This window comes from Paraburkholderia fungorum (assembly GCF_046026025.1).
In the GTDB taxonomy this organism is placed as follows: domain Bacteria; phylum Pseudomonadota; class Gammaproteobacteria; order Burkholderiales; family Burkholderiaceae; genus Paraburkholderia; species Paraburkholderia fungorum_E.
Genome location: NZ_JAQQFL010000035.1, coordinates 66,464 through 89,239, shown reverse-complemented (window position 1 = coordinate 89,239; position 22,776 = coordinate 66,464). Strand labels below are relative to the sequence as shown.

18 protein-coding genes and 3 pseudogenes are annotated in these 22,776 nt (G+C 60.5%); 7 read left to right on the top strand and 14 right to left on the bottom strand.

The annotated features are described in order from the left end of the window. Positions 1 to 151: 151 nt before the first annotated feature. A complete protein-coding gene (locus PQR67_RS30515) occupies positions 152 to 1,591 on the top strand; it encodes a mannose-1-phosphate guanylyltransferase/mannose-6-phosphate isomerase (RefSeq protein ID WP_408466526.1) in 1,440 nt (479 codons plus the stop codon). 509 nt (positions 1,592 to 2,100) lie between these two features. Further along, positions 2,101 to 2,511 carry a hypothetical protein gene (locus PQR67_RS30510; protein ID WP_408466511.1) on the top strand — a complete coding sequence of 137 codons (411 nt, stop codon included), beginning with the start codon at positions 2,101 to 2,103 and terminating at the stop codon, positions 2,509 to 2,511. 87 nt (positions 2,512 to 2,598) lie between these two features. Here PQR67_RS30510 and PQR67_RS30505 read toward each other — a convergent pair whose 3' ends face one another. The 3 genes from PQR67_RS30505 to PQR67_RS30495 form a co-directional block, all read right to left on the bottom strand. Continuing rightward, a complete protein-coding gene (locus tag PQR67_RS30505; protein ID WP_408466525.1) occupies positions 2,599 to 3,045 on the bottom strand; it encodes an ISAs1 family transposase in 447 nt (148 codons plus the stop codon). A gap of 399 nt (positions 3,046 to 3,444) precedes the next feature. Next, positions 3,445 to 3,747: a hypothetical protein gene (locus PQR67_RS30500; RefSeq protein WP_408466510.1), complete on the bottom strand. Its 303-nt coding sequence runs from the start codon at positions 3,745 to 3,747 to the stop codon at positions 3,445 to 3,447. A gap of 348 nt (positions 3,748 to 4,095) precedes the next feature. Continuing rightward, a complete protein-coding gene (locus PQR67_RS30495; protein WP_408466509.1) occupies positions 4,096 to 4,467 on the bottom strand; it encodes a hypothetical protein in 372 nt (123 codons plus the stop codon). Between PQR67_RS30495 and PQR67_RS30490 the strand changes: the two genes are divergently transcribed. Then, positions 4,459 to 4,692, top strand: a complete 234-nt coding sequence (locus PQR67_RS30490; protein WP_408466508.1) for a hypothetical protein — start codon at positions 4,459 to 4,461, stop codon at positions 4,690 to 4,692. The genes PQR67_RS30495 and PQR67_RS30490 overlap by 9 nt on opposite strands. Before the next feature lie 611 nt (positions 4,693 to 5,303). Next, positions 5,304 to 5,441 (top strand): annotated as a pseudogene (locus tag PQR67_RS38265) (IS6 family transposase); the annotation flags it as partial. Between the two features lie 110 nt (positions 5,442 to 5,551). Here PQR67_RS38265 and PQR67_RS30480 read toward each other — a convergent pair. The 9 genes from PQR67_RS30480 to PQR67_RS30440 form a co-directional block, all read right to left on the bottom strand. Then, on the bottom strand, positions 5,552 to 7,138 hold the full coding sequence (locus PQR67_RS30480; protein ID WP_408466506.1) for a methyl-accepting chemotaxis protein: 1,587 nt from the start codon (positions 7,136 to 7,138) through the stop codon (positions 5,552 to 5,554). A 1,076-nt stretch (positions 7,139 to 8,214) separates the two neighbouring features. Beyond that, positions 8,215 to 8,511, bottom strand: coding sequence for a hypothetical protein (locus PQR67_RS30475; protein WP_408466505.1), 297 nt, complete (start codon positions 8,509 to 8,511; stop codon positions 8,215 to 8,217). Between the two features lie 253 nt (positions 8,512 to 8,764). Continuing rightward, positions 8,765 to 10,390, bottom strand: a complete 1,626-nt coding sequence (locus tag PQR67_RS30470; protein ID WP_408466504.1) for a methyl-accepting chemotaxis protein — start codon at positions 10,388 to 10,390, stop codon at positions 8,765 to 8,767. Positions 10,391 to 10,505: 115 nt separating this feature from the next. Continuing rightward, positions 10,506 to 11,633, bottom strand: coding sequence for a porin (locus tag PQR67_RS30465; RefSeq protein ID WP_494471410.1), 1,128 nt, complete (start codon positions 11,631 to 11,633; stop codon positions 10,506 to 10,508). Between the two features lie 193 nt (positions 11,634 to 11,826). Further along, positions 11,827 to 12,501 (bottom strand): response regulator, encoded by a 675-nt coding sequence (locus PQR67_RS30460; protein WP_408466502.1) that lies wholly within the window; start codon positions 12,499 to 12,501, stop codon positions 11,827 to 11,829. Between the two features lie 10 nt (positions 12,502 to 12,511). Continuing rightward, positions 12,512 to 13,882, bottom strand: a complete 1,371-nt coding sequence (locus PQR67_RS30455) for a sensor histidine kinase N-terminal domain-containing protein (protein ID WP_408466501.1) — start codon at positions 13,880 to 13,882, stop codon at positions 12,512 to 12,514. Positions 13,883 to 13,989: 107 nt separating this feature from the next. Continuing rightward, entirely contained in the window at positions 13,990 to 14,832 is an 843-nt protein-coding gene (locus tag PQR67_RS30450) for an ABC transporter permease (RefSeq protein ID WP_408466524.1), read from the bottom strand. A 44-nt stretch (positions 14,833 to 14,876) separates the two neighbouring features. Next, positions 14,877 to 15,674: an ABC transporter ATP-binding protein gene (locus tag PQR67_RS30445; RefSeq protein ID WP_408466500.1), complete on the bottom strand. Its 798-nt coding sequence runs from the start codon at positions 15,672 to 15,674 to the stop codon at positions 14,877 to 14,879. Positions 15,675 to 15,774: 100 nt separating this feature from the next. After that, positions 15,775 to 16,788, bottom strand: coding sequence for an ABC transporter substrate-binding protein (locus tag PQR67_RS30440; protein WP_408466499.1), 1,014 nt, complete (start codon positions 16,786 to 16,788; stop codon positions 15,775 to 15,777). A 443-nt stretch (positions 16,789 to 17,231) separates the two neighbouring features. Between PQR67_RS30440 and PQR67_RS30435 the strand changes: the two are divergent. The 3 genes and pseudogenes from PQR67_RS30435 to PQR67_RS30425 all read left to right on the top strand — a co-directional run. After that, positions 17,232 to 17,513: pseudogene (locus PQR67_RS30435) on the top strand (DUF3579 domain-containing protein); the annotation flags it as partial. A 493-nt stretch (positions 17,514 to 18,006) separates the two neighbouring features. Continuing rightward, a complete protein-coding gene (locus PQR67_RS30430; protein ID WP_408466498.1) occupies positions 18,007 to 18,639 on the top strand; it encodes a response regulator in 633 nt (210 codons plus the stop codon). A 294-nt stretch (positions 18,640 to 18,933) separates the two neighbouring features. Further along, positions 18,934 to 19,202: pseudogene (locus tag PQR67_RS30425) on the top strand (DUF1488 family protein). A gap of 239 nt (positions 19,203 to 19,441) precedes the next feature. On the opposite strand, the gene PQR67_RS30420 reads toward PQR67_RS30425, so the two are convergent. Next, positions 19,442 to 20,797 carry a sigma-54-dependent transcriptional regulator gene (locus PQR67_RS30420; RefSeq protein ID WP_408466497.1) on the bottom strand — a complete coding sequence of 452 codons (1,356 nt, stop codon included), beginning with the start codon at positions 20,795 to 20,797 and terminating at the stop codon, positions 19,442 to 19,444. Then, positions 20,787 to 22,670 (bottom strand): sensor histidine kinase, encoded by a 1,884-nt coding sequence (locus tag PQR67_RS30415; protein ID WP_408466496.1) that lies wholly within the window; start codon positions 22,668 to 22,670, stop codon positions 20,787 to 20,789. Before PQR67_RS30415 ends, PQR67_RS30420 begins: the two co-directional genes overlap by 11 nt. Positions 22,671 to 22,776: the final 106 nt, after the last annotated feature.

Sequence of the window (22,776 nt, the reverse complement as noted above, 5' to 3'; positions counted from 1 at the left end):
CGCAACACACCAGTGTTCGTGACAGGCAGCGATTGAATCGTCGGGTGGGCGCGAGATGCATTCGATATGAGACGAGATTTGACGTCGCATTTTAACGGCGTTGACGCTGAATGAAACTGAAACCATTATTTTCGAAGCCAGAATGACAAACATGAAACTCTATCCGGTAGTGCTGTGCGGCGGCAGCGGCACCCGCCTGTGGCCGATGTCGCGCGGCGGACATCCGAAGCAGTTCCTGAAGCTCATCGGCGACAAAACACTGGTTCAGCAAACCGCCGTGCGTTTGCGTGGTATCGCGGACGTCGAGGCGCCGATCGTCGTCACCAGCAGTGAACAACGTTTTCTTGTCGCGGAGCAACTGCGGCAAGTCGGCGTGCGACCGTCGTGGGTGGTGCTGGAGCCCGTCAGCCGCAACACTGCGCCAGCAATCGCGGTCGCAGCGCGCCTTGCCGCGCAGGCGTCGCCGGACGCACTCCTGCTGGTGCTGCCGTCCGATCACGTCGTCCTCAACGAGGCGGCCTTTGTTCAGGCCGTGCAGGCCGCAGCAACGGCGGCAGAGAACGACTACCTCGTCACGTTCGGCATAGCCCCGGCCGGGCCGCATACCGGCTACGGCTACATTCGCAGTGGCGCACCGTTGTCGCAAGGAAGTGCGGCGTATGCAGTGGATGCATTCGTCGAAAAACCGGACGCGGCCACCGCGCAACGCTTCCTGCAGGATGGCGGCTATTACTGGAACAGCGGCATGTTCATGCTGAAGGCGTCGGCATATATGGAGGAATTGCGCCGTTACGAGCCAGTGATCGCGCGTCAGGCTGAACTCGCGGTCACGGGAGCAAAGCGCGACGACGATTTCATCCGGCTGGAGGCCGAAGCGTTCGCGGCCAGTCCGAATGTGTCGGTCGACTACGCCGTCATGGAGCGTACTCACCGGGCAGCCGTGATCGCCACGGCGGACCTGGGCTGGAGCGACATCGGGTCGTGGGACGCTCTCGCAGGTCTCGCCGATTCAGACGCGCAGGGCAATGCGATTCTCGGTGACGTTCTCACGGAAGCGGTCGCGAATACTTACATTCGCGCCGAACACCGCATGGTCGCCGCAATCGGGCTCGACAATGTGGTGATTGTCGAAACAGCCGACGCGGTTCTGGTGGCAAACCGCGACAAGGTGCAGGACGTCAGGAAGATCGTCGAGCGGCTGAACGCATCAGGCCGCCGCGAAACGTTGACACATCGGCGCGTGGTGCGCCCCTGGGGCTCATACGAAGGCATCGATCAGGGGGAGCGCTTCCAGGTGAAACGGATTGTGGTCAATCCTCACGCGCGACTTAGCCTGCAAATGCACCACCACCGTGCGGAGCACTGGGTCGTCGTGAAAGGCACGGCGCTTGTGACGAATGGCGATCAGGAAATCCTGCTCACGGAAAACCAGTCGACCTACATCCCGGTTGGTGTGACCCACCGTCTCATGAACCCGGGCAAGATTCCACTCGAACTGATCGAGGTGCAGTCCGGTGCCTACCTTGGGGAAGACGATATCGTGCGGTTTGAGGACAGCTATGGCCGGGTTGCTGCGGTCGCGGCTGAGTGAAAGTTGATTTGGCTTGGACTTCTACTCCGTAGACGCCGAGGCTGTTCCTGGGGTAATCCTCCTATTCGAGCAGGAATCCGGCGCTTTGACTCAAAAAACCCATTTGGATCGATGGCTTCCTCAATCGCGGATCGCGCGAAGGCCACTGAACCGCAGAGCCTTGGGGGCGAAGCGGTTTCGCTCGGAGACACGGCGAACGCGACAGCCACTGGCGGATCATCTTCAGTCACCGGCGCCAACGCAACGGCGATCGGCGCCCAGGCAACGGCATCCGCCGGAGGCCCCCGGTTCGACTGCGATGCCAAGCGGCAATGGCGCCACGGCAGTAGGCATGGGAACGACGGCAAGCGCCACTGCCACACTGTGGAGGCCGGCTACAGAAGCTACCGTTTCCACCATAGCAGGGGGCCAGTGCAAAGAAGCGCATCCTGTCGTGTGCAGCAACACGCAAGCGTTGTGTGGCCAGGTGCCGTCCAGCGAATGAAGAATGAGTGAGGTTAAGCATGCGAATGCAATATTTGATAGGAAACCTGATTGGTGTAATCGGCTGCGTGCCGGCGACATGGGTCTACGCGGACGAGGCCTCGACGGATCACGGATGTAATCCGGCATGTCAGCACAACGTGGAGTCCGTGTTTGCCATTCATCCGCACTACAGGTTGACGGTGAAACCGCACGAAGGCGGATCTATTGTCTATGTGACATGGAGCGCAAATCAGTACGCCGACTGGACGGGCTCGCCGGTAACTTACAAGGGCGTTGTCCCGTTTCCTCTATCCCAAAGAGTCCGGCTGAAAGAAGCGCGTGTTCCCGCTGTGCCTGGCGACGCCTGTCACGGGGAGATTGTGCTTGAACAGCGGCGCGACAAGACGGTGACGCAATACCGCATTGATCTGCATAACGTATTGTGCAGACCATGACGCGGAGCGTTCACCGATCTGCATCCCCCCAACTCGGAAGACCGCCTCGATTGCCGTCAACGAAACCGATGGGCACTGGCGCGTTTCCTACGCCTTACTGCGAAAAATTCTCGACAGCTGCACGATTGCTTCATGCAGGGCAGGCTGATTGCCTTTGACCGCAAGCACATAGTCGGCACCTCCAGCCACGATCTTCGCCGCGATCTCCCGCTGGCAACCCATCGCGTCGATCGTCACGATCGCACCCTTGAGCAGCAAGGCATCCAGCAATGCCGGGATCGCGCTGATCTCGTTGCTCTTTTCGGCAGTCCTGACCTGACCCAAGATCGCCCCCAACGCGCCGCGATAGGCCGATACCAGATGGATCGCGCTACGCCCCATGCTGTGCGAGTGCCATACCGTCTTGCCGTCAATTGCCACCATCTGGCCTACGACTGCAGGACAAATGCCGCTTACCCATCGCACAAAGCACGCCTCGAACTGCCGCGCATCAAGCGCCGCGAATACGCACCCGAACGTGTCACGCGAGGCAATACCGTTGTGCAGCGGCTAGTACCGGCGCAGCCACTCCAGCTGCCCTTTCTCAGGCTCTGGTTATACGCTCGTGCGTTCGTCACCCGGTACCCCGGTTTGTTACTTTTGCGCGGGTCACCCGTTTTGAGTCTGGCTTTGTATGGCATTATTCGGGCTGGTGTAATGGTGCGGCTCTTTTACAGACGCCGCCTCCCCCTTGCAATACCCTCATCCGGACAAAGCCGGTCATTGTGCCTCGGCGTTCTGAACATAGCGAGATGCGACGCGTTGAGCGGGCCGTCAACCTCGAGTGGGCCGGCGCGCCCCGTATCTTGGCTTGACCCCGTATCCTTTCCGGGCGATATCCCGCATCGCACCTGGTAGTCGCCTCGGGCACGGGACGGTGCGAAGCGGCCAACCTTAGCCTGCGCTCGAGCAAATGACGGTCGGCGCGGTGTAGGGCGACGGATAGCCGGAATCGGGGCCGCTGAGGACGCGCAGGCGCTGGGTCGCGAGGACCTCGGCTTGCGTTTGCTCGCGGCGGGTGAAAGCAGCGGGCGCATCGCCGTTCGGCAGAGGTTCGTTGACTCCGCATGTCAGCATCTTGCCGTCGGCGAGCTGCACCACCGTTTGATAGGCGTAATCGGGTTGCGCAGCCATGCCGTCGGCCGACCAGAAAGTGACGACGCCGAGCAGTGCGCAGGTGAAGTGTCGAATCATCATGATGGGTTCCTTGTTACTCGTCCTCGTCATTTAACAGCGGCCGACGCTTTTGAGATACGGCATTTCCTGAAACTCTCTTTTTCCGGAAATGCGCTTTGTTGTATCGAGCGCTGATCCAGGGTATCCGTCCCTTGCATGATGCGACGCGTGCCGCCGTCAGCCACGCGTCAAGTGGCATGACGTAGACCGACCGTAAACCGCGTTCCTGTTTCGCCGCGCTCTGCGTTCGTGGGTGAGGTTCAAAAACGGCTGTTCTGGCATTACTCGGACGAGCGGAATCAGTCCGCGAGCGACGGCGGAAACGGGTATCGGGAAGAGCGGCGTCGTGCGGCGAATGCCACGCAACGATCAGGCCTGTAGTGGCTGGAGTGGCGCGAGCCGGAGGAGCGCCAGCCAGTGTTCGTGAGACTGACCACTCATCAATTCCCTCGGACTCCTGCCGGTGCGTTCGGCGTACCGGCTGCGTACGAAGCGACGATGGTTGAGGACAAACTGCAACAACCCGAGCCAGACCTGGCCGCCGTTGAGATGCCGGCGATTGGTCACGCAGATACGAACCCGCGAGTTCAGGTTCTCCACCATCGAGCTACTGTGTGGCGTGCGCTTCATGGCGTCGGAGCCGGCGGCACTGACGCCATGAAACTTGCGGCCCGTGCGGGCAAACAGAGCGCTCCGGCCTTGCCAGAATGCGGCCGACGTTCCGGGCTTGCGATGCAGCACACAGGTCGCGCATACAAGTTCGAGTGCCACGTCGTCAGCGCGCGCAATGGCGTCGAGACGGTCGTCCAGCACGCGGGCGAACGCGAGAAGATCGTAGCGCTGGTTCTACAGCGCACGCCACAGTATGCCAATGCGGGGCGGGGCCTGCGCTTCACGTTGCAGCAGTTCGGCGACGACGAAGTCGAGAGGACATCCACGCCGGCGAGCACGGGCTGCGGTCCCTGAAAGAGTTCATCATGCAGGCCGGTGTCGATGGGTGAGCGATCGATGCCGGCGTTGACCGCGATGGCCCGTTGGGCGGCCTGCTGGAGAACCGTGTGATTGGTGCCCAGGCTGGTCGGTACACCGAACAGATCGCGCATGAGTTCGATGGTGCCGCGAAACGCAACGTGACCGACCATCGTGAGCGCAAGGATGACCTGATCGAGCCATCGCTGGGTGACCGGCAGCATGAAGAGAACCTCGCCGGCGTCATCGGTCCAGGCCGGCGAGAAGACGTCAGCGAGTGCGGCGCTAGCCTGACGAAGCTGCCGGTAGGCGAGTGGGCGGCTCACGCTGCGGTGGACCGCCAGAGTGCTGATCGGGAGCGCTTTCGCCAGCCCCTGAATCGCGATGGCTTTGCGTTGATCGGCGCTCAGTCAGGTCGTTGCAGCACGGGTAGAATGCGTCATGAATCGGGCACGGTAAAACCCCGGGGCCTCATTATCTACCCGTGCTCCATGTGCAACGTCGGGTTGAACCACACCCTCTTCCCGATACCCGTTGCCGCCGTCAAAACGCGGACTGATTCCGCTCATCAGTGTAATGCCAGAACAGCCGTTTTTGAACCTCACCCGAGTTTCGGTCCGATCCGGCAGCACTTTGCGCTAACGCGACATTTATTGCGCGCTTCGCTCTATTGCAAACAACTCGGCGCACGCCTCGTCGCTTGCCATCGCTTCACTGATCTCACCCAGAATTCGCCCGGCCTCTAACGAAGAGGTCGCCCCCCCGCAATTCTATGTCGCGAACAATTTAACGTGACAACGCCGGTGCGTGGCGAGCATCGTGGGGGCAGACGCGAGATGTTTGCGTTACGGCATTGCTATGCGTGACGTAGATTCCCCCTATCGGCAACCTTGAACACCGCAACTGCATTCTTGAGATGCGCTGCCTGGCCTTCAAGTGATTGAGCCGCTGCCGCTGCCTGCTCAACGAGCGCAGCGTTCTGTTGCGTTACTTCGTCCATCTGGCCAACAGCCTGACTTACCTGCTCAATACCGCGGCTTTGTTCTTCAGAAGCGGCGGCGATTTCCCCGACAATATCGGAAACCTGCCTGATGGCCTGTTTGACCTGCCCCATGTTGGCCTCAACTTCTGTCGCCTGTTTCGAGCCTTCCTGAATCACGGCTACGGATGAGCCGATCAGGTCCTTGATTTCCTTTGCGGCGGTAGCGGACCGCTGGGCCAGGCTGCGAACCTCGCTGGCAACCACTGCGAAGCCGCGTCCCTGTTCACCAGCACGAGCAGCTTCAACAGCAGCATTCAGTGCCAGAATGTTCGTCTGGAAAGCAATGCCTTCAATGACGCCGGTGATTTCGGAAATCTTGCTTGAACTACTGCTGATCTTTCCAATTGTCCCGACCATGGCCTGAACTGCGTCGTTACCGGTATCGGCCATGTCCGTGGCCTTTGTCGCCAGTACATTCGCCTGCCGGGCATTGTCAGCGTTCTGCTTTACCGTCTCGGTCAACTCGGTCATGCTCGCGGCTGTCTCTTCAAGCGACGCAGCCTGCTCCTCGGTGCGTGCAGAGAGATCCATGTTGCCCGATGCGATCTCGCTGACGGCAACGGTAATTGTCTCACCACCCGATCGAACAGTCGCTACTGTCTCGGAGAGGCGCGACTTCATGTCCGCAAGCGCATGCAGCAACCGCCCCATTTCGTCGTTCGAAGAGACCAGCACCTCGCGGCGAAGATCCCCTTCGGCCATTTCGGTGAAATGTTTCAGCACCGCATCGAGTGGGTGGTTGATCGCACGGGTCAACGCCAATGCCGTGAGAAAGGACGACGCGAGTGCAAATATGATCAACGTATACGCAACTGTAGTGAGCCTTGCATACCCAGTTTCTGCGTCTTCGTAAGCCTGCCTGCCCCGCGCATTCAGCAGCGCCTTCAGCGCGTCGTTCGCGTTAACGAAGGCGGTATATGCTTTCCCGACGCGGGTCGCTTCGGCGTAATACTCCGTGGATCGGGTGTCGTGGACGATGTTCGAAAACGTCGTAAACGCTTCCTCGAGAATCTTGCGTCTGTCTGACACGGTCGCAGCGAGATGCGTTGCCTCGTCATCGGACGGCCTCGCCAGATACGTGCGCCATGCCTCATCCGAGGCCGCCCAGTACCGGCGGCCCTTTGTAAGGTCCTCGACAACCAGGTCGGGCGTCGGGGCAAGCGGTGCGCGCAGCACTACCGCACGCGCGCGACCGATCTGGATCTCGGTGTCGCCAAGCAGGCGGACACCGACCAGCGCGTCACTGTACACTGAGCGAAGACTAAGCACTGCCCCGTGCATGCCGACCAGCGCCACGACGCCCAAGGTCACTACGAGCGCCGCAAGAAAGGTGACCGCCATGCGCAAACGTAATCTGATCGACAGATTTTTCAATATCTCTACTCCCTGCAGTGTTTTCATTAGCGTCACGCTGGCCGTTTGGGGCTGCAGCCGACGGGATGAGAAAGTTATCGGCATGTAGTGGATTAAATGAAGGGGCGCAATCAAAACTGAAGTGCAACACCTTCCTCCTGTAAGGTGCGCACATGCAAAAAAGAAGAACGTATCAACAGCTTCAGCCTGAAGAGCGCATGATCATCGCAAGCCTGAAACGTCAGGCGCGTTCTGGCGAGGCTGGAACCAGCTGTTTGCCCGCATGGGCGACAAGTTTCACGGCGTCTATACCGCTGTGTTTGACGCCATGAAGCACACGCCACGCAGCAGCTCGATGCTCGAGAATCTCAACTCGCGAGTCCGCGTCTGACTGACGAACCGTCGCCATCTCAACGGCTGACGGGCCTGGCTCGGGCTGCTGCAGTTCGTCTTCAGCCATCGTCCCTTCATCCGCAATCGACGTGCTGAACGAGTCGGCAGGACTCCAAGGGAGTTGATGAGAGGTCAGCCTCACGAACACCGGCTGACGTTGCGTGGATTCGGTCCACTTCAGCCTCTGCGGGCCTGAGCGTTGCGCAGCGTTCGCCGCGCAACGCCGCTCTCCCGGAAGCCCGTTTCCGCCGGCAAAACGCGGACTGATTCTTCTCGTCCTTGTAACGTCAAAACAGCCGTTTTTGAACCACGTCGGACTCGCACCCATCCGGACAAAATATTGCTGAACAACGTCATTGTTCGTCGCCCTGGTTGGACACGATGCGACCACAGTTCGTACCGGCCCAGCTTCCGCTCGTATGAGATCATCGTATCTGAGCCAACCCTTCTCTCTGCTTTCATGAACCGGTGTTTCTCATTGGTGAAAATGCCAGTTCGCGCGGTTTGCAAGATCGATTCGCATACCTATATATTTAATTAATTCTGGACATCAAAGCGCGGCGGCGTCAGGCGGTATCCTGATCAGCGGGCCAATTTTAGTTGCTGGAAAAAGAGGCGTGGTGCGAACACCACGCCAAATGGTCCTGGCTACGGGGCGTTATGCCAGAACCGGTGATCGATTCGAGACTCCGGTGCTGATGCTGGAGCAGCGGGATATGGGCCGGGCAGGACTACCTGTGGGCCCGGCTCTTCCTGTGCAGCGCGTTCAGCAGGTTATTGGTCTGTTCCAGCAGCGTTGAATGATATTCGGCGGGCAGCGGCATGTCGTCCATGAGGGACATGGTGTCTTCAATGCCGTGCCGGAATAACTTTGTGATCTCCGCGCATTGCGCCGCTGTGAGCTGTGGGAACGTGGCGTCAATGAATTTGCTCATGACCACAACCTGTGCGCCGAAACGGGAAACGGCGTTGCCGTTCGACGTGACAAGGGTCTTCAGCGATTTCAGAATGGCATCAGGGCTATTCAAAACCATCGCTCCTCAAAACGTTTCACAGTCGGCGCTACTCGCGTCCACCAAGGCGGTCGTACCGGAGCTGCTCGTGGCGTTGAGCGATTGACGAATTGTTTTGATTTGATCCGTTTCGTGTGACGGGTAGTGAGAATCCCGAAACCCTGTGGGCGCGCGTGGCACAGCGGTATGCCCACGTCGCCCGACCGGAAACCTGTCCGGTGGTGCGTGAGGCCACTGATCAGATAGTGTTCGCTTGTGAGGGCTTCCGTCATGCGTCTACGGTCGGTGGCCCGGACGCCATCCAGTTCTGCCTGCCGGGTTCCACGGGGGACGACATGTCTGTTTCAGCCAGCCGGAACACGGCCACCGCATCGTCAAGTGCGCGCGCCTGTTCTTCGAGCGACGCAGCTGCCGCTGCGGCCTGCTCGACCAGTGCGGCGTTCTGCTGGGTCGCGTTATCCATCTGCGTCACGGCGCGATTGATCTGATCGATGCCGCGCGACTGTTCTTCCGAGGCCACACTTATTTCGCTGACGATCGCGGTAACGCTGCGGGCAGCTGTGACGATTTCGGTCATTGTGTCGCCAGCGCGAGCCGCCAGGTCGGCACCGTTCTTCACTTTCGCAACCGAATCTCCGATCAGCTCCCTGATTTCCTTCGCTGCAGCGGCCGAACGTTGCGCGAGCGCGCGGACCTCGCCCGCGACCACCGCGAATCCACGCCCCTCCTCGCCGGCACGCGCAGCTTCAACGGCTGCATTCAGCGCGAGGATGTTGGTCTGGAACGCGATACCCTCGATCGCGCCGATGATGTCGACAATCCGGTTTGAACTCGATGACATGTCCGCGATCACATCGACAACCTGACCGACGACGTCGCCCCCGCGTGCCGCGACTTCCGACGCGTTTTCAGCGAGCGCGCTGGCCTGCCGCGCGTTGTCGGCGTTTTGCCGGACGGTCGCAGTCAACTCTTCCATGCTCGATGCGGTCTCCTCCAAAGTCGCCGCCTGCTGCTCGGTACGTGTCGACAGATCGCCATTGCCACTCGCGATTTCGCGCGCGCCGTGTGTGATCGCCGCCGTCCCGTGCCGCACCTGCCCCACGGCGGCAGCAAGCCCCGCCTGCATTCGCGCAAGCGCACCCATCAACCGGCCCATCTCGTTGGCGCGCAGCTTATCGATCGCGCTTGTCAGATCGCCAGCCGCGATACGCTCGAAGTGATGAATTGCGGCGTCAATGGGTCGTACGATCGACGCCGTCAACGCGAAACGTGCGAACACACCCAGCACGATCGCAGCGGATCCGATCGCACTGAAGAGCCAGAGCAGCATATGAAAATGCTGTTGCGCTGACGCAAAACGCGCCTTTTGCTGCTCCGCCTGAAAATCCTCCAGCGCGAGCTCGGCGCTGCGGTAGTCACTGAAAAGCGTGTCAGGCGCCTGCCGCTGCGTCGTGCGAAACGACATGAAATCGTTCTGGTCGAGCGCCGTAGTTTCAGGCGCAAGTGCCTGCTTCATCAATTGCTCGCGCTTCGCGCGCAGTACATCGGCCAGCTTCCTCTCGACCTCATTCGAAGGCGGGTGCGCCGCATAGGCAGCCAGCTCGCGATCGCTGCTGGTCTGTCCGGCATGCACCCGGGCGAGCACTGCGTCGGTCGGTCTGCCCTGCGCGACGAGCGTTTCGTACGCACCGAGATCGACCCGCACCTGCAGAAGCGCTTCGCTGCTGGCTGAAAGGTGTCGCAGTGCAGCCGTCTCGTCGCGGTACATCCTGTCGAGTGCCGTGTTGGCCGTTGCCAGGCCCGCAATCGAGGTTGCGATCACAAGCATCAGCGCAGCTGTATAACCGGCAATGGTGATTGTCAAAGCTGTTCGGATAGTGGTATCTCTGAACATGGTTGTCTTCTTCCCCGGCCCGCTGAGCAAAAAAAAGCGGCAGGCGGATACATCCGCCGCCGCAAATTGGAGGAAACCGATCAAAAAGAACTACTGCGAGGAGCTGATACCAGAATCAGAAGCGGGTGCGCACGCCCGTGGTCAGTTCGAGCTGGTTGGTTGCGCCGAACGTGCTTCCGACTGTGTAGCCGCCATGCAGCTTCATGTAGTCGCCGGCCAGATACACTTCAGTCCGCTTGGACAGGTGATAGAACGCCGACCAGTACAGCGTTTCCTTGTAACCGTTGTGGAGACCCGACGTCGGATCGAAAGCACCGATGTTCGCGTTCGGGATATCGCCGTCGGCGTTGTATGCCGCGTTGTGCACCCGCATCTGCTGATAGCCGAGTTCGTAGTCGAACGGCCCCTTGGGCGACAGCTTGAGCGACACCGTCCACGCGTTGTCCTGCCGCTGACCGAGCGCGCCCTGGTTGCCCAGGTAACGGAAGTAACCCGCATTGGCGCGCAGAATGCCGAACGTGTAGTTGCCGCCCACGGAGAATGACTGGTTCGTGAAGCCGACACGATTCGCGTGGCTATAGAAGCCCGACACGTTGAACGGGCCACCGTTGTACCCGAGCGCTGCCTGGTAATTGGAGTTGGAGCCGAAACTCGTTGAGTTCCCGAATGCGTAACCAGCGCTGGCAAAGAGGCCATTGCTGAACAGTTTCTTCCACGCAACGCCATTGTTATAGCGTGTGCCGGTCGCGCTGGCCGCGTAGAAAATCATCTGTTTGAAGTTATTCGAATTGGTCCAGCCACCCTCTTCCGTCGTCAGGTGCGCGGAGCCGTACGGGTCGCCATAGATCGTCGATGCGTCGCGCGCGATCGTGTTCTGAAACCCTGCCGTGATCTTGCCGAACGTGTCGTTCTCGATGCCGACCCATGCGTCGCGATCGAAGATCTGGCCCGGATCTTCCATCTGGCCGTTGGCGACAACGTATTCGCTCTCAAGCCGGAAAATGATCTTCGAACCCGCGCCAATATCTTCGGCGCCCTTCAGGCCCCAACGGCTGCCGCTGAACCACGGTTCGCCGCCAATTCCCATACCGATCACATGATCACCGTTCGCATTCGCGTGCGACTGATAGGTCGGCACGCTCAGATCCATCAGGCCATAAAGCTGAACACTCGATTGGGCGTGTGCGCCGCTCGACGCCAGGGCGCCTGCCGCGACGGCCAGGGTTAGGTATTTTTGCTTCAAGGTCATCTCCTCTGATTACTGCGTTGAAATATTTTTCTGGTTGCCCGCTGCATACTGCGATCCGGACATCGGGATGACGGTCCCGATCAGTCAATGAGCGCAATCCTAGTTACCTCAATCCTTCACGCTCCTTTCCCGTATCCTTTGTACAACTAAGTGCATTCACTGATATACGTAACAACACCTTTACCCATTATCCGGGATCCCTCTGCCGCAAGATGTAGCCCAGGCCCCGCAGCGTCATGATCTGTGCGCTGGAGTGCACGAGATGTTTGCGCAAGCGGTGGATATAGATATCGATGGCGTCCGCACTCGGTTCGTCGTCCAGAGCGAACACGCTTTCCATCAGCATGGCCTTCGAGACCGTCTTGCCCTGTCGCAACATCAGCGTTTCGAGGACGGTGTGCTCGCGACGCCGCAACGTCAGCGGTGCGTCCCGGTGACTGAACTCTCGCGTATCGGATAGGTAGTGCAGATCGCCACACGTGAGACGCGAAGACATACCACCCGATTGCCGGCGGATCAGCGCCTTGATACGCGCGACCAGCTCCCGTGCGTCGAACGGTTTGACAACATAGTCGTCGGCACCCGCACTGAAACAATCAACCTTGTCCTCGGTTGAACCATGTGCCGTCAGCATCAACACCGGCACCGTGTCGCCACGGCGGCGCAGTCGGGCCAGTACCTCCTTGCCGTCCATTCGTGGCAACCGGAGGTCAAGCAGCACCACGTCATAGCGCTGCGTCGTCAGCATTCCGTCCGCGCGTTCACCGTCAGGTGCACAGTCGACCGCGAAGTTCTCCTGGCGCAACAGATTGATAATCCAGTGCGCAAGCTCGATATTGTCTTCCACCAGTAGCAGCTTCATCGCATTTTTCTCAATCACGCCATATCGGCAAGCGGACCGTGACGACGAGGCCCACCTGCTCCGCGTGCGGCCTGAATGCAACCGTTCCACCGTGCGAATGCGCGATTTCGCGCACGATCGACAGGCCCAGACCCGTTCCCTCGACGTCAGTCCCTCCGCGATAAAAACGTTCGAACACATGGGCACGCGCCTCGGCCGGAATGCCGGGACCGTTATCGATAACCTGAAGTACAACTTCGTCGCCTTCCTCCCGGCACGTAGCGGTAACCCTTCCGCCCTCCTGCGTGTAACGGATCGCGTTATCGACCAGATTCGTCACGAGCGCCGTCAACAGGGTTTCGCTACCTGTGACGGATACCGTCCCGGTGAGCTCCGCGCCAAGATCGATCTGGCGTCGCTGTGCGGCCACCACGAGTTCTTCCAGTACGCACGACACGACAGCGGCCAGGTCGACCCTGACCGGTATGCGGCCAGGCGGTGACGATTCGGCCTGGGCCAGTAGCAGCAGCTGGTTGGTCATTTCGGTCATCTTCCCACTGCTGCGACGTATTCCCGCCAGCGCTTCGGTGAGCAGCGGTCCGCAATGGCCGCACGGCCGGGCGCACTCGATCTGTGCCCCCAGCAGCGCGAGGGGGGTACGCAACTGGTGCGCGGCGTCCGCAATGAATTTGCGCTGTGTCGTCGCATGCAGTTTCAGGCGCGCGATGCACTGATTGATCGCGTCGACGACAGGGCGCAACTCGGAAGGCAGGCGCTCGATCCGGACAGGCTCCAGTTGCCACGCGTCGCGATCGGCGACGTCGTCTTTCAGTCTGATGAGCGGTCGTAATTCAAAGGTCAGCCCGAGCAGGACAAGTGCTACCACCAGCGCCAGCATCAGTCCCTGCCGGACTAACTGGGGACGCCACAGGTTTTCCAGCATGGCCCGATAAGATGCCTGCGTCTTGCCAACAATAACCGTGACCGGCTCAGTTGCGCCCGAGTCGTATAGCTCCCGCTCATAGGCGACCGCCCGAATGGGCCGACCATCAAGCGTCGTCTCGTAAAACACGGGGCGCGGCGTTGCATGCGTGGGCAGAGTCAGTCCGGGATTGCCTCCCAGCAGGCCTGCGCGACCCTTTACGACCCTGTAGAACACCTGATCCTGGTCAGGCGACTCGAACATCTCGAGCGCCGCAGGGGGAACCCTGGCAACCAGCACGCCATTTTCCCAATCCACTTCCTCGCCGATGATGCGCGCAGAGGCGAGCAATGCGTTGTCCTGCAGAAGGCCCGCAGTCTCGCGCGCCGCGTCATAGGACATCTGGCCGGTGACGAGTACAAACACGGCGACCGGAACCAGCAGCCAACCGAGCAGGCGTGCACGCAGGCTATGCATCATCGTTGACTCCCGGACGCGTTACGCGCGTGCCGTAACTGCGATCGGCACTGGCCGTTTCCTTTCCTTCTCCTGACTCATCGCAAGCGCAGCCTTCCGCCTGCTGACGCTCAGAACGCAGCAGGTCTCCATTTCAGCAGGCGCTTTTCCAGCGTGGTAAGCAGATAGTCCGCCGTAAGCGCAACCACTGCGAGCACGATCATCGCTGCAAACACGCCACTGGCGTTAAATGCGCCCTGCGCGGTCGAGATCAGCAGGCCAATGCCCTGTTTGGAGCCGAGAAACTCGCCCACCACCGCGCCAACCAGGGCGAAGCCGAAGCTCACGTGCAGGCTGGCGAGAATCCACGACAGTGCGGAAGGAATCACGACTGAGGTGGTCAGTTGACGCTTCGATGCGCCCAGGATCTGCGCATTCGCGATCATGTAGCGGTCAGCTTCCCGTACGCCCTGGAAGGCGTTGCCGAAGACGACGAAAAAGACCATCACGACGGCCAGTGCCACCTTCGACGCCATGCCGAGGCCAAGCGCAATGACAAACACTGAGCCGAGGACAACGCGGGGAATTGAATTCGCGATCTGGATGTAGAGGCTGAACACGTCGGAGAGCAGTTTGTTGCGGCCGAGTACAACGCCGCAGACAATGCCGCCAACCGACCCGATCAGAAACCCAAGGAATGTTTCCTCAAGCGTGACCCAGACCTGCACAAGCAGCGGGCCCTGTGACGTGCCGTTGACGAACCAGTCCACGATCTGCTGGAAGATCAGCGACGGCATCGAGAAGAAGAATGGATCGATCCATTTGGTCCGCCCACCGATCTCCCATCCGCCGAGCACAACCACCAGTACCAGGACACGCAGGCCGATGATCAGCGCGTGTCGTTGGCGCAACCGTCGCTGTGCAATTCGCTCAACTGCGGCCAACGAGGTAGCATCGATGCCGGCTTCGGCCATGTATTCAGAAGTTGCCATGAGTGTATTTCTAACCTGGGTTTGTGTCATGCGATCTGTACTTCTTCACGCAGATCGCGCCAGATATCGCGCGAAATCTCGATAAAGCGCGGATCGTAGCGAACCTCCGACGTCACGCGCGGCCTCGGCAGATCGATCTCATAGACCTTTTTCAGCGTCGCGGGCCGCGCGCTCAGCACGAACACCCGGTCGGCCAGCGCAATGGCTTCTTCGAGGTCGTGGGTGACGAACACCACCGAGCCTGCATTGGCCGACCACAACTGCAACAATTCGTCCTGCATCAGCGTGCGCGTCTGCATGTCGAGCGCGGAGAACGGCTCATCCATCAGCAGGATTTCCGGCTTGTTGATGAAAGTCTGCGCGAGCGCGACGCGCTTGCGCATGCCGCCCGACAGTTGATGCGGATAGTGCTTGCCAAACTTCTCCAGCCCGACGCGGCGCAGCCATTCATTCGCCTCGTCGTGCGCGGCGGACTTCGAGCGGCCGCGATACAGCGGGCCAGCCGCGACGTTATCGAGTACCGAGCGCCACGGGAACACCGCGTCGGCCTGAAACACGAAGCCGATGCGCGGATCGATGCCATCAACCGGTGCGCCCATCACCCGCACTTCCCCGGTAGTCGGCTTGAGCAGCCCGGTGATCATGCTGAGCGTGGTCGATTTGCCACAACCGGTCGGTCCCACCACCGCGACGAACTCGCCTTTGGCGACGGCCATGCTGAAGTTGCGCAACGCGACTGTCGCCTTGCCATCGGGGCTGATAAAACGACATGACACCGAGCGAAACTCGATGACGGGGGCATCCTTGGTAACAGCGTGGTTCATTCAGTACATCCATGGAAATAAGTGGTGCCACGACGGCGGCACCGCGAGCGCAACGGAGTCGGACGACGCCCGTTGCACAAACGCTCTGGGCGCCAGCGACCTATTTTGAGCTGACAAACTCGTTAGTGTAGGTTTTGCCCAATTCAATATGCTTGCCCTTGACCGACGGGTTGAACGCCGCCAACACCTTGAGTACGGTCGCCGGACCATCAGCTGGCATCTTGCCGTCGACGGTGTACATCGGCAGCGACGCCTTCAGCGCGCTCACGTAGAGCGACTTGTCTTTCTGATAGTCATCGGGCATCTTCGCCGCGATTTCCTCGGCGCTATGCGTGTGGATGAATTGCATCGTGCGAACGAAGGCATGCGCGAGCTTGGCGGCTTCAGCCTTGTGCGAATCGGCCCACGCGGCCTGCACGTAGAGACTCGATGCGGGGTAGGTGCCACCGAGCGCCGCCTTCGTGCCCTCGACCGAGCGCATGTCCACGAGCACTTTCGCCTCGCCGGATTTCAGCAATGCCGACACCGTGGGCTCCGTGGTCATGCCAGCGTCGATACGGTTCTGTTTGATCGCTGCGATGAAGCTGGCATCAGCGCCCACCGGTAGCATCGTGTATTCGGCCGACTGGATGCCGTGCTGTCCGGCGAGGTATTGCGTAAGGAAGCTGGTCGACGAACCCAGGCCCGTCACGCCGAGCGTCTTGCCCTTGACGTCGGCCATCGATTTGACCGTATCGGCCGCTTTGGTCGAGACCATCTCGACCTCACCCGGCACCTGGCCGAACACGACAATCGCTTTGACATCCTTACCTTTGGTTTGCAGATCGATCGTGTGGTCGTAGAACCCCACGACAGCCTGGACCGCGCCGGCCAGCAGTTCGTTCTCTGCGTCCACACCGGCAGGCTGCGACAGCAGTTCGACATCGAGCCCTTCGTCCTTGAAATAGCCGAGTTGCTCCGTCAGGCGCGCCGGCAGATAGATCAGCTTCGTGATCCCCCCGACCATGATCGTGATCTTCCCGCTATCGGCAGCCATCGCGTGCTGCGAGGCAAGACCAAACAGCAGGCTGGAAGCGACAGCGATATGACGAAACGCCATGAATTTCGGTTGCATCGATAGTCTCCGTTATTGTCGGCGGCGAATTGCTGCCCGTCTGCATCGATGGCGGGATTATGGAAGAGCGAATCCTTCTCTCGGCTTTCACGGCAAAGCCTTTTTATTAGGGGATTTCCATGAGACGAGCCGTCGCAGGCGCGAAAGCCCGGCCAGGTTATGGTTTGCGTCGATCTCTTTTCGCCTGATCCTAGAGTGCATGATGCCATCGTGGAAAACCCCCACTGAAAATCACCACTGGTGAAAGCCGTCAGAAGGAATCAGGTTCGTAGAATCGGATCATCGATAGGGAAGCCCCCTTCTGCATTCACAGGTGACCGTGCAATCGGAAGAATGACTTTCGAGGCCGGCATTCTCACGTCGAACGCGGCATCGGACAAACTGCCCGAACAAAAACATCCCACCCCCTACCTGATGGCGCATGCGCCAGTGATTCCGCCAACATGACTGACGATGGCATTGACCATTACCTGATCCGCGGCGTGACGTCGCAACGCAAGCTGTTCAGGCCTGGCGATTGGGCCGAACGCTTGACCGGGGTCATCACGCTGTTCGTTGGGGAACGAGGCACCGGCATTCATTTGACCTGCACGCGCCTTGCGATGCCGGTTATGGAGCAGGACCTTAAATGCCTGCGCGTCGCGCGCGAGTTGCAACGCGTCTGCCCGGACGCATTTGAGTTTGTGATGCGGTTCGCCGGGGACAACGACCTGGCAGTTGACATCTGCCGTGTTGTCAATGAACGAACCGGGCGCGTTCCGAAGAGTGGGCCGCAGGCTTCTGTAAAGAAAGCAAACAATGGTGTGAGTGCGTCGTCGATCTCAACTGTCTCTACCGGCGCTTCAGGGTTACGTACAGGACGCGATGAGGAGACCGTTGATGGAGACACTCACTGAAGTGCGTTACACCTATGCGTGCACTGCGTGTGGACACCGTGCGACGGTGTTACGGCCGGATGCCTCGCACGCGCGGGAGCTGGCCATCTGCGCACGATGCGACGGCCAGGTGTGGCTGAGGGTTGCCGAAAGAGCGGACCCGGCGGCAGGCATCGGCGGGCTGCTCGCGGGCCGTGAAAGGCCGTGGTAGCTCGGCCCGAAGGGGAGCCACGAACAGGTCGAGTCGCGTGGATGACGCGAGGGCGCGGTCAGGTTGCAGGTTATACGGCCTGTGCGGACTGCCGCCCGCAACAGACACTCGCCGGATTTAAGGTAGATCGCCATGGTTCATGTTCTGATTGCCGATGACCATCCTGTTGTGCGGGCCGGCCTCAGGCACCTCATCGCGACAACGGCGGGGATCGTGGTATCTGCGGAGGCAGCGCAAGGCACGGCGGTACTCGATCTATTGCGTATGCGCGAATTCGATCTGCTGCTCCTCGACATGTCGATGCCCGATATCACCGGCGTTGACCTGATCCATCAGATACGGATCGAATCGCGAACGCTGCCCATTCTGCTGCTTGGCGAGGGCAAGGAAGCAGCCGTCGCTGCCCGGGCGCTGCGCGCGGGCGCGACGGGCTATGTCACCAAGGACGCCGATCCGGAGATCCTGCTCAGTGCAATCCGGAAGCTCGCAAGCGGAGGCCGGTTTGTCGATCCGCGCCTTGTCGACGCGCTCGTCTTCGACCCGAAACCCAGTGACGCACCGGCCCGTGAACTGTTATCCGGTCGGGAATTTCAGGTGCTCCAGATGCTGGCGGATGGTAAGCGTATCAACGAAATCGCCGAAACCTTTGCACTGAGCGCAAAGACGGTCAGCACGCACAATATGCGACTGATGCAAAAGCTCTGCATAACAAACCATTCAGAATTGATCCGTTATTCGATCCGGCATGGTGTGCTGGCTGCCTGACCACACCGATTGCGATCAAACAGGAAATGCTGCACCGGTTGACGGATAACGGTTGCCGCGGTCGCAGACTTTCGGCTGGCCCCCGATTCGCAGCTTCCTCTGCGCAACGCATCCTCATCCGAAGGAGGACAACCAACCCGGAAACCCATACACTTATCCACAACCGGTGCTACTTTAGACCGGCCTCCACCCCGGCTCAAAATTCGGTCGGCGCGGACAAGCCCAATACTCAAACTGCATCGCCTGTGCAAAAATCCTGTCGACGCGTCCGATAGCATTGCCCTCTGACCGCCCATGGAAAACGTTGAATTTACACCACAAGTGCTCGCCAACCGCCGCGGCGTGGCATTTGGCCTCGTAGGCCCAAACACACGGTCGAATGCGTGATTACGATCGCGACACTGGAGACGCATTTCTGGCTTGAACCAGGAGCCAGTGAGGCCCGGACCATGAAGACCTTCCTGGATGGGTATAGCCGCGTCCGGGCGATTGCTGAGCGGAAGCTGGTCGCCCATCCGTCAGCGCGTCTCGCACTGACGCCGGACGATTTTGCGCGACCCTGACCGCAGGCAGGCTGGCGACAACGGGACCAGACCGTTCCCCTCGACGTCCGCTGCTGGGTCAAACGACCGACAACCGAAGCGAAAGTTTTTGCTTCGACGCGTTATGCGTGTGTGGATGAATTGCATCGTCCGAATAAACACGTGCGCCGGCCAGGCGGGGTTAGCATTGTGCGAATCGGCCCGCGCGACCTTCACGTTGGGAAGCGGCGCGTAGACCAACGGCGCCGACCGCAACAGTGTCACTCCGATTCCACCTGCGGTTCCCGGGTCGAGATCCTGAACTGGCGAATCTTGTGATAAAGCGTCTTGCGCGGCATGCCGAGCGCTGCACTGGCCGCGCCGACATTGCCGTGATGGCGCTGCAGCATTTCTTCGATCAATACGCGTTCAAACCGGGCTGTCTGTTCGGCAAGTGTGCCGGATATCCCCGCCGGATTGGCATCGGAGATGAGTGTGTCGCCCACCAGACCCAGCACGAAGCGGTCCGAGACGTTCTGCAGTTCGCGCACATTGCCCGGCCATTGATGTGCCATCAGTTCCGACACCTGCGATGCGGAGACGATCGGCGCGGCTTGCCCAAAGCGCCGGGCCGCTGCAAGCACAAAGTGCTCGAATAGCAATGGAATATCTTCGCGGCGCTCACGCAACGGCGGCAGGTCGATCTGCGCGACGTTCAGCCGATAAAGGAAATCCGCCCGGAAGCGGCCTTCTTTCGCCAGTTCCGACAGATCCGCCTTGGACGCCGCGACGATCCGGCAGTCGACGGCAATTGACTCATTGGCGCCCAACCGTTCGATGCGGCGCTCCTGCAGGACGCGCAGCAGTTTGATCTGCAGGGCAACCGGCATGGTTTCGATTTCATCGAGAAACAGCGTGCCGCCGTGCGCCCATTCGATCTTGCCGACCCGGCTCTTGAGCGCGCCGGTAAACGCCCCGGCCTCATGACCGAAGAGTTCGCTTTCAAAGAGCTGCTCGGGCAACCCGCCGCAGTTGAGCGCAACAAAATGACGGTCGCGCCGCTGGCCGAAGTCGTGCAACCCACGCGCGATCAGTTCCTTGCCGGTCCCCGTCTCGCCTGTGATGAGTACCGAAACAGAGGTATCCGCGAGCCGCAGGATTTTCTTGCGGACTTCGGCAATCGCAGGCGACTTGCCCAGCACCATGGCCTCGATGCCGCGCCAGCTACGCAGCGCGTCGCGCAGCCCCTCTACTTCGAGCGTAAGACGCCGTTTCTCAACGGCGCGTGCGACCCGGCTCACGATGTGTTCCGACGAAAACGGTTTTTCAATGAAGTCATAGGCGCCGCGACGCATCGCGCCGACGGCTGTCGAGATGTCCGCATGACCGCTGATCAGCACCACCGGAATCTGCGCATCGACCGCGAGCACACGTTCGAGTAATTGCAGTCCGTCGACGCCCGGCATCCGGACATCGGACACGATGACCACCGGTGCGCCTGGCGCGACCTCGGCCAACGCCGAGTCCGCCGATTCATAGGCCTGAACTGGATAGCCAGCCAGCGCAACGGCCTGCTCGACACCGAGCCGGACGTTCTCGTCGTCTTCGACCACTACAACACGAATCTCATCGCCCATTGGGTGTCCCCTGCGCCGTTGCCGCCACAAAATCGATCCTGAACCGCGCGCCACCGCCGGGAACGTTCTCCGCCGAAATACGGGCGCCGAAGCCCTCGACAAGCCGCGATGTAATCGCCAGACCCAGCCCGAGGCCCCGCCCCCGCGGCTTTGTCGTGACAAACGGCTCGAACAGATGAGCCAGCACCTCGGGGGCGATGCCCGCGCCACTATCGGAGATCGTGAACATCACCCGGCCGTGCTCATCCGCGTCGTGCGCATCAATGGCAATCGTACGCCGCCCCGCAGGCGCGACCGCATCAAGTGCGTTGCCAAGCAGGTTGACGATCACCTGCTGCAATTGGCTCGGCTCCGCATACACGGTGGTACCCACAGCAACGTGCATGTCGAGTTGCACCTGTTCGTCGCGAATTCGCGACTCGTAAATCAGGACGGCATGCGCCACCGCTTCATTCAGCGACACGGGAACCCGTTCGATGCCCGGCCTGCGGGCGAAAGTCTTCAGCTCGCCGGTGAGTAGCGCCATGCCGTCGACCAGGCGCGAAATACGTTCGAGATTGGCGATCGCCGATGCGGGCTGATTGCGCTCGAAAAACGTGCGGGCGTTGTCGGACAGTGTCCTGATCGCGACGAGCGGCTGGTTCAGTTCATGCGTCAACCCCGCTGCCATCTGTCCCAACACCGCGAGCTTGCCCGCATGCACCAGTTCCTGCTGCGAATCACGCAGTGACTGCTCTGCACTGATGCGTTCGGCGATCTCCTGTTGCATCCTCGCGTTGGCACGGGTCAGTTCAGCGGTGCGCTGCTGCACGGTGACTTCCAGACGCTCGTTAGCGCGGCGCAGGGCATCCTGGGCCTTCAGCTTCTCGGCAATCGCGCGACGATGCTGGGTTGCGTACAGGCCATAGAGACCGGCAATCAGGAACAGCCCGGTGACGAACGCGAATGCGAGATATTGCTGGTGCCGTGCCGGTGCGACGTCGAGTAGCACGACGATCGAATCGCCCGCTTGTGGCGCCGGTTTTGACATGGCAAGAAAGCGCCGGTAGCGGTCTGGGTGGGTCCAGTCCGGAAACTGTGCAAACCAGCCCGCCGTGCCCCAGTCGCCAAGCCGCCGATACAGCAGCGGCTCGACCGCTCGCCCCGCGTATTGTCGCGACGCCTGAATCTGCGTCTGCCGCTCCGGCGTGATGGGTCTCAACGCCGTGAATTTCCACGCCGGAACCGTGGAGATAACAATCACGCCATTCGCGTCGACGACCATCGCCGCTTCGGCCGGCACTCTCCATGCGGATTCAAGCGCATCGACGCTGATTTTGACCGCCGCCGCCCCGATCGACCCATCGGCCTCGCGCACCGCGCTCGCATAATAAAGACCCGGCACGCCCGTGTTGGTGCCGATGCCAAAAAAGCGCCCCGAGCCATGCGCGAGCGCGTCCTTGAAATACGGGCGATACGAAACGTTAGTGCCAACAAAGCTCAGCGGTTGATCCCAGTTGCTCGCGGCGATCACCGTGCCATGCGGCTCGATCAGGTACACCGCGAGGCTTCCCGCCTCGCGGTTGACCGCGGCCAGATAGGTATCGACAGCGTGCAGAAACGCCGGCTGCGCATCGGTTCGCGCGCGCAACAGCGCATGCACGCTGTCCTGCCGCGCAACGATGCCAGGCACCATTTCGTAGCGGCCCAGTTCGCTTTTCAGGCTCGCGGCGTAGAGATCGAGGCGGTAACTGCCGACCGTCGCGATCGCGCTAATTGACCGCTGCCAAGCAAGCTCAATCGCTACGCCAGCCACGCCGGCGTATAGCACCGCTGCGGCCAACCACCCCCACAGCGGAACACCACACACTCTCACGTGCACGAACGACCTCATCAAAACCTCACAGGCGACTGACGCCGGCCAATTCTCGCAAATCGCCCATCCGGCGTACAGCCCCGCATACACCCCATTCACGGCTGCGGTGGTTCAACACCCCGGC

What these genes read in the sequence shown, in the direction of transcription:
- PQR67_RS30515 (WP_408466526.1), top strand. Translation starts at nt 152, where the DNA reads ATGAAACTCTATCCGGTAGTGCTGTGCGGCGGCAGCGGCACCCGCCTG.
- PQR67_RS30510 (WP_408466511.1), top strand. Translation starts at nt 2,101, where the DNA reads ATGCAATATTTGATAGGAAACCTGATTGGTGTAATCGGCTGCGTGCCG.
- PQR67_RS30500 (WP_408466510.1), bottom strand. Translation starts at nt 3,747, where the DNA reads ATGATGATTCGACACTTCACCTGCGCACTGCTCGGCGTCGTCACTTTC.
- PQR67_RS30490 (WP_408466508.1), top strand. Translation starts at nt 4,459, where the DNA reads ATGCAGCACACAGGTCGCGCATACAAGTTCGAGTGCCACGTCGTCAGC.
- PQR67_RS30480 (WP_408466506.1), bottom strand. Translation starts at nt 7,138, where the DNA reads ATGAAAACACTGCAGGGAGTAGAGATATTGAAAAATCTGTCGATCAGA.
- PQR67_RS30470 (WP_408466504.1), bottom strand. Translation starts at nt 10,390, where the DNA reads ATGTTCAGAGATACCACTATCCGAACAGCTTTGACAATCACCATTGCC.
- PQR67_RS30460 (WP_408466502.1), bottom strand. Translation starts at nt 12,501, where the DNA reads ATGAAGCTGCTACTGGTGGAAGACAATATCGAGCTTGCGCACTGGATT.
- PQR67_RS30455 (WP_408466501.1), bottom strand. Translation starts at nt 13,882, where the DNA reads ATGATGCATAGCCTGCGTGCACGCCTGCTCGGTTGGCTGCTGGTTCCG.
- PQR67_RS30450 (WP_408466524.1), bottom strand. Translation starts at nt 14,832, where the DNA reads ATGGCCGAAGCCGGCATCGATGCTACCTCGTTGGCCGCAGTTGAGCGA.
- PQR67_RS30445 (WP_408466500.1), bottom strand. Translation starts at nt 15,674, where the DNA reads ATGAACCACGCTGTTACCAAGGATGCCCCCGTCATCGAGTTTCGCTCG.
- PQR67_RS30440 (WP_408466499.1), bottom strand. Translation starts at nt 16,788, where the DNA reads ATGCAACCGAAATTCATGGCGTTTCGTCATATCGCTGTCGCTTCCAGC.
- PQR67_RS30430 (WP_408466498.1), top strand. Translation starts at nt 18,007, where the DNA reads ATGGTTCATGTTCTGATTGCCGATGACCATCCTGTTGTGCGGGCCGGC.
- PQR67_RS30420 (WP_408466497.1), bottom strand. Translation starts at nt 20,797, where the DNA reads ATGGGCGATGAGATTCGTGTTGTAGTGGTCGAAGACGACGAGAACGTC.
- PQR67_RS30415 (WP_408466496.1), bottom strand. Translation starts at nt 22,670, where the DNA reads ATGAGGTCGTTCGTGCACGTGAGAGTGTGTGGTGTTCCGCTGTGGGGG.